This window comes from Methylobacterium nigriterrae, assembly GCF_037106235.1.
GTDB classification, from domain to species: Bacteria; Pseudomonadota; Alphaproteobacteria; order Rhizobiales; family Beijerinckiaceae; genus Methylobacterium; species Methylobacterium nigriterrae.
Window position 1 is genome coordinate 1 of record NZ_JBAWTG010000217.1, and the last position, 5271, is coordinate 5271.

Here is a 5271-nt window from a genome sequence, read left to right on the forward strand (position 1 = left end):
CTTTGGGGTGATGTTCGAAAGGAAGATTGCCCGCTGATCGGATCCAAGCCTTGCGGACGGGATTTCTTGGACTCCTCCTGCTGTCTGTATGGGCATACCCCAACGGACAAGCCGAGACATGCGCAGGGCGCATGCGCGTTCCAATGAGGTCATAGACGCCGGCCAAGTTCACGTTCCAAATCGCAGGAGCACCCACTTGGACCGGCTCCTCAGTGGGTCTGGAACGTTCCGCAGGGGCAAGCCCTATTGGAACGCGATAGCCGGAAAGTCCGCGTTCCCGGCCCCCATCGTTGGCATGAAGCACCGTAAGATTGGCCAACAATAGCAAGACCGCCCTCGGACGTTCCTGTACGGGCGCAGGCAGTCGCCAACGGCTCTCCTCATTCCGGAAGCCTATTCCGGCGGCGCTTGAGGGCTGAAGGCATGTACCTTCAGCCAACCCAGGTAGGACAGCGCGTGCCACGGTTCTTCTTTGACATTCACGATGGTGATGTCATCCACGATGATGTGGGACATGACCTTCCAGACCTGAAAACGGTTCGTACTGAGGCGCGGCGTGCCCTTGCCGGAATAGCCGCAACTAGTAGGCCAGCGAATGAAAATGCCATCCAAATTCGGGTGGACGTTCGGGATGGAAGCGGCAAGCGCGTCGTGTCGGCCTCCCTTCTCGCGGTGATTGAGGACGCTCCATAACGCCCAATCGGCGATAGCAGGCGGGCAGGACCTTGCAGCCTGAGGCGGACTCAGAAACAGCCGGCTATCGAGACAGTCTCATTTGGGGACGATTATCGACCCTAAAGGCACCGGGGCTCGGCCGCATCCGATCCCTCGTCGGGTGAGGCGTCCGCGCGCCTGCCTGACATGCCGCGCAGGAGCGGGATGATCGCCTCGATGTCCTCGCGGAGCTTCTGGATCGGCGCTTCCGATCCACCGAGCGCACAGACAATGCTCTTGCGGGCCGCACTCACCGGACCACGCAGGCTCTGACCCTTCTCAGTCAGCTCGATCCGAAGCAGGCGCTCGTCCTGGGGATCACGTTCGCGGCTGAGGTACCCGGCCGTTTGCAGCCGCTTCAGCAGTGGTGTCAGGGTGCCCGAGTCGAGGTGCAACCGCTCGGCCAGATCCTTCACGCTCACCCCGTCCTTCTCCCACAGGGCGAGCAGGACCAGGTACTGCGGATAGGTCAAGCCGAAGGGCTCCAGCAGAGGCTTGTAGGCTGCCGTGAAGGCATGGGCGGCGTTGTAGACGGAGAAGCAAAGCTGCCGGTCCAAGCTCACGATGTCGTCGTTCTGGCTCATGGGTGGACCATAGCCCGGTTCCGTACGGGCGCCAAGCCTTAGGGCAATGTCCGCTTGCCACCAAATCGTTGGTGCTCTAATGATTGGTCAACCAACGAACAAGGGGCTACGACATGACGCGCACACTCTCCCTCCGCACCATCGCTGCCACCCTTGCCGCCTCAATTGGCCTGACTGCTCTGATCACGATGGTGCCTGCAGTTTCGAGCCAGGCCGCTCCTGCGGTTGTCACTAAGCCGGCCCTGCCGCAGCCGCGTCTGGCGCAGGCCCCGCAGCAGCGCTCGGTTCGCGTCGTCTATGTCGGGCCGATCACGGCTCGGTGAGAGTTTGGGTGTTCTCGCCTGCGCGAGAGCGCGGAGTGCGTATAACGCTCAGGCCGTTCTTGAGCCCTGGATGTGATGCGTGTTCTGCGATCGGCCATGCGCACGCGCGATTGAGGCGGCCCCGCTGATCGCACTCCATCCTGCAGGTCGATGAATGGAGCTGGGACGCGTCAGCTCCTCGGCGCCTCATTCTTCGAAGAGCCACACGGCACCTCGTCGACCTCAGCACTCGCTTGTGCCTGCTTCTTGTCACGCTCGGCTTTGAGCTCACGCTCGGCCACGAGCCAGAACTCGATCTCGAACCCACGGATGAGGTTGAACAGCCCCTTTCGGCGCTGATCGTGCTATTTTGTTGGAGCCCACGGGTGACCACGTGACGAAGAGCCGGGTTCGAGGTGCAAGCCTGGCCGCGCCGTCCTCATAGTCGCTCCTCCTTTGCGGCGCCCGTGGGCACCCGCCGTCCGCGTCGGCTCCAGCCCTCGGTCATCCGTCGATAGGCGACCTCCGCCTGCTCGAGGCGCCGCCGCTCCTCCTGTCGGGTTCGCGTCAGGTTGTAGGCGTAGGCCGCGCCCCGCTGGCCGCGCCGAGCCGGCTCGCCCGAGCGCAGTTCCAGCTCCCGCAGCTTCTTGGCATGCAGCGCCGGGCGCACCCAGGCGTAGTCCTCGCCCCGCGTGAGCAGGTGCCAGATGATCACCGCGAGCTTGCGAGCCACCGCCACCGCGGCGATGTGAGGCCCGCGCCGGGCCGAGACGCGCTGGAAGAAGGCGCGCAGCGGACCCGGACCTCGCACCGCCTGCCAGGCTGCCTCGACCAGCATGGAGCGCGCATGCGTGCGACCTTGCTTGGTGATGCGCCCGTGCCGCGGCTTGCCGGAACCGGACTGATGCACGCTTGGGTTCAGTGCGAGATAGGCCACAAGCCGATCCGGGCCGGCAAATCGCTCAATGGGGCCGATCGCGGCGATGAGCCCAACGGCCACCACCATGTCGATGCCCGGGATCGTCATCAGTCGGGTGACGTTCGCGTCGGCGCGAGCCTCGCGCGCCAACTCGCGCTCGACCACCTTCAGGTCGTCGCCCAGGCGATCGTACTCGCGCAGATGCCGGGCAACAGCGTCGCTCTCGTCAGAAGGGAGCGGCTGGGCCAGCAACCAGGTCCGCCCTCGCGGCCCAAACAGGTCGGCGTGGGGACAGGGAGGCACGAGGTGGGCGTGCAGGATCGACTGCACGATGGTCTTCAGGCGTGCTCGCTGCCGCACGATCTGGATGCGCCGCGTCACCTGCCGGCGCAGGCCGAGCGTGGCCTGATCCGGAATCCAGACCTCCGGCAGGAAGCCGCTAGCGTAAAGCCGCGCCAGCACGGTCGCGTCGATGACGTCGGTCTTGATGCGCGCCTCGGCAATGAGGCGCACCTGACGCGGGTTGGCGATCACGACCCGGCCCACATGCGGCCGGATCACCTCCGCGACTGCGCTCGCGTTGCCGGTCGCCTCGACCTCGACGTGATCGTCAGAGGTCAGCGTCTTGGCAAACGCGGCCAGGTGATCGCGCGTCATGCCGATCCGGCCCAGACGCCGGACTGCGCCGTCCTCCAGCATCACCGCCTCGGCAAAGACGCGGTGAATGTCCAATCCTATGACCCGCATGGCCTGCCTCCGTGTGTTGATCACGGGAGCTGGCGGGCAACACGGCAACTACAGATCCGCGCTCACAGCGCATCCGGGCGAGCCGCAGGGGCGGCCAAATAACGGCTCGGGCTTGCAGCCCATGGTTCAAGCGTCGGCCTGCCCGCACTCACGTGCTCCCGGTGCCCCGTGTCCCGGATGGGCTCACCATAGCGCCGATCCGAAAATCAGCGGAACGCGACGGCACCGAAGGCCATCATGCCGGATAACGGGACGATCCACGCAGCATAACGCCCAGTCGGCGAGGAGAGCCAAGGCTACAGGCTACTCTGCGGGGCGTCCTTTGCGGCCTTGTGGGCCTCCTGCCCGACCGGCGTGATCTGACATAGGCGGCGACCCCATTTGTCGGCTCTGCGCGTGACCCAGCCCTTCATGGCCATGTCAGCAAGGGTCTTGGAGCCGATGCCTGCGAGCAGGACCTCCATTTGCTCATCGCCTGAGCGGAGCAAATCCAGCGCAATTGCCTCCTTCTTTCTTGGCGCCATCATAAAGGGCCTCTCAAGGCGCGGAGACGAGTTTCTGAAGGCAGTCGTCGCAAGTATTGGCTCGCGCGTCGAGGCCCTCTGCGGAGCGTGATAAACTGCCATTCCACTGCGCGCCCTCACGAAAAGTGAACAAGGTCCTCCAAACATTTCCGGAGGAGCCGATTGTCGGTTCTAAAGAGGCGCTTACGCGAATTTGTGCAGCTTCGCGCGTGAGACGCGCTTGGTCGTCGGACCTTAAACCGCACGCCTCTGGCGCCAAGCACGCAGTGGAAAGGGTGCCGGAAGGCGTTCAGCTTGTGCTCGCCACGCGTCACGGTCGACTTGTGTAACCATCAGCTGAGCTCGCAGGCTGGCGACCTCCCCCTGTGCTGCGCCGATACGGAGTGCCATCTCAGCCATATCATCCTGAGCAATCGCCAGCTGGGCTTCAAGCTTGGCGATACGCTGGTTGGACCCTGCAGCGGCGTCGTTTGAAAGCACTAATTGGTCTGTCCCACATATTCGGCCCGTGCTGACCGTTTCTATAAGATCATCGCGCCTATTATTTCTGGTATCAAATGCTTGGTCGCAGAGATTTAGCGCAAACAAATCAACGATATTAGTCATAGAATTCATATCTCCAGCAGAAAAGAAGCGCCCAATTGCCAGCCACTGCTATTATTGTATTTTTTAGTACGCAGACAACGTGCGAGGTCCATCTCGACTGAGCGTCGAGCTGATTCGCTCGTACGATAAGTGACCGAACAGGCGCCGTATGTGCTGTCGGCGTCACAGATGAATTTGAGTATCCGAGAATACATTTGACAGCTGAGTGCCCTGTGCAGCCGGCTCGGCAGAGCTGACGTGTCGTCTCACAAGGGTGTGGCGGTTTACGCGGCGATCAGTCTGACCGCGTGCGATCTCGATGCGCCGGTCACGATCAGTGCTCTCGCGCCGGAAGGGAGCATCGGTGGTGAAGGAGCGATTGCCCTCCTTCAGCAAAGCGAGAGCCTGATCGGGAGTGAGATCCGTGTGGGCACCGGAAGCGGCGTAGGCGCGCCACGAACCACCATTTAGAGCGGCAAAGCTGCCCAGAGAGGCACAGCAGGCACAAGCAACGAAGCTGCGGCGGCTGATCAGGGGCATGGGCGTATCCTCGGATTTCTTATGCGAGGAGAACGCTTTGGCAGCCTGAAAGGTCTCTCAGCTTATGCCCGCCACATCGGACCCATGAGCGCGAACCTGCGGCACCGCTACCCCCCGCAGATCAGGACCAGCCGTAACACAGCCCGAGATTTCACCTGGGCTTCTCGCGGCCGCGGCAAGCTGTTTCGTCGCTTTCATAGGCCGTACCCCTCTGAGGCACAGGCTCGGGCCGCTGCCGAGGCTGAGATCGAGCCGCTGCGCGAGTTGGACGTGTTCGGCTGAGTGCCTCACGGGAGCGTTGAGCAACTTCCGCTGACGCTGCGCCGGTCCACGCGATCACGGGCGCGCCGCAGGCC

Annotated in this window: 6 protein-coding genes; 2 read left to right on the forward strand and 4 right to left on the reverse strand. The window is 63.2% G+C overall.

Annotation, left to right across the window (positions count from 1 at the left end; genetic code table 11):
- Nucleotides 1-393: 393 nt before the first annotated feature.
- Nucleotides 394-516, reverse strand: a complete 123-nt coding sequence (locus WDW90_RS34575) for a hypothetical protein (RefSeq protein WP_336492254.1) — start codon at nucleotides 514-516, stop codon at nucleotides 394-396.
- Between WDW90_RS34575 and WDW90_RS41030 the strand changes: the two genes are divergently transcribed.
- Nucleotides 508-693, forward strand: a complete 186-nt coding sequence (locus tag WDW90_RS41030) for a DUF6894 family protein (RefSeq protein WP_431311187.1) — start codon at nucleotides 508-510, stop codon at nucleotides 691-693. The genes WDW90_RS34575 and WDW90_RS41030 overlap by 9 nt on opposite strands.
- A gap of 101 nt (nucleotides 694-794) precedes the next feature.
- Here WDW90_RS41030 and WDW90_RS34580 read toward each other — a convergent pair whose 3' ends face one another.
- Nucleotides 795-1298, reverse strand: a complete 504-nt coding sequence (locus WDW90_RS34580) for a MarR family winged helix-turn-helix transcriptional regulator (protein WP_336492255.1) — start codon at nucleotides 1296-1298, stop codon at nucleotides 795-797.
- A gap of 113 nt (nucleotides 1299-1411) precedes the next feature.
- Here WDW90_RS34580 and WDW90_RS34585 point away from each other — a divergent pair, with 113 nt between their 5' ends.
- The gene (locus WDW90_RS34585; RefSeq protein ID WP_336492256.1) at nucleotides 1412-1621 is read left to right on the forward strand and encodes a hypothetical protein; all 210 of its coding nucleotides are present in this window, start codon (nucleotides 1412-1414) and stop codon (nucleotides 1619-1621) included.
- Nucleotides 1622-2039: 418 nt separating this feature from the next.
- On the opposite strand, the gene WDW90_RS34590 is transcribed toward WDW90_RS34585, so the two are convergent.
- Together WDW90_RS34590 and WDW90_RS34595 are read right to left on the reverse strand one after the other, a co-directional pair.
- The gene (locus WDW90_RS34590) at nucleotides 2040-3266 is read right to left on the reverse strand and encodes an IS110 family RNA-guided transposase (protein WP_336492257.1); all 1227 of its coding nucleotides are present in this window, start codon (nucleotides 3264-3266) and stop codon (nucleotides 2040-2042) included.
- A 1292-nt stretch (nucleotides 3267-4558) separates the two neighbouring features.
- Complete coding sequence (locus WDW90_RS34595) at nucleotides 4559-4915, reverse strand: carbonic anhydrase (protein WP_336492258.1); 357 nt, start codon at nucleotides 4913-4915, stop codon at nucleotides 4559-4561.
- Nucleotides 4916-5271 lie beyond the last annotated feature (356 nt).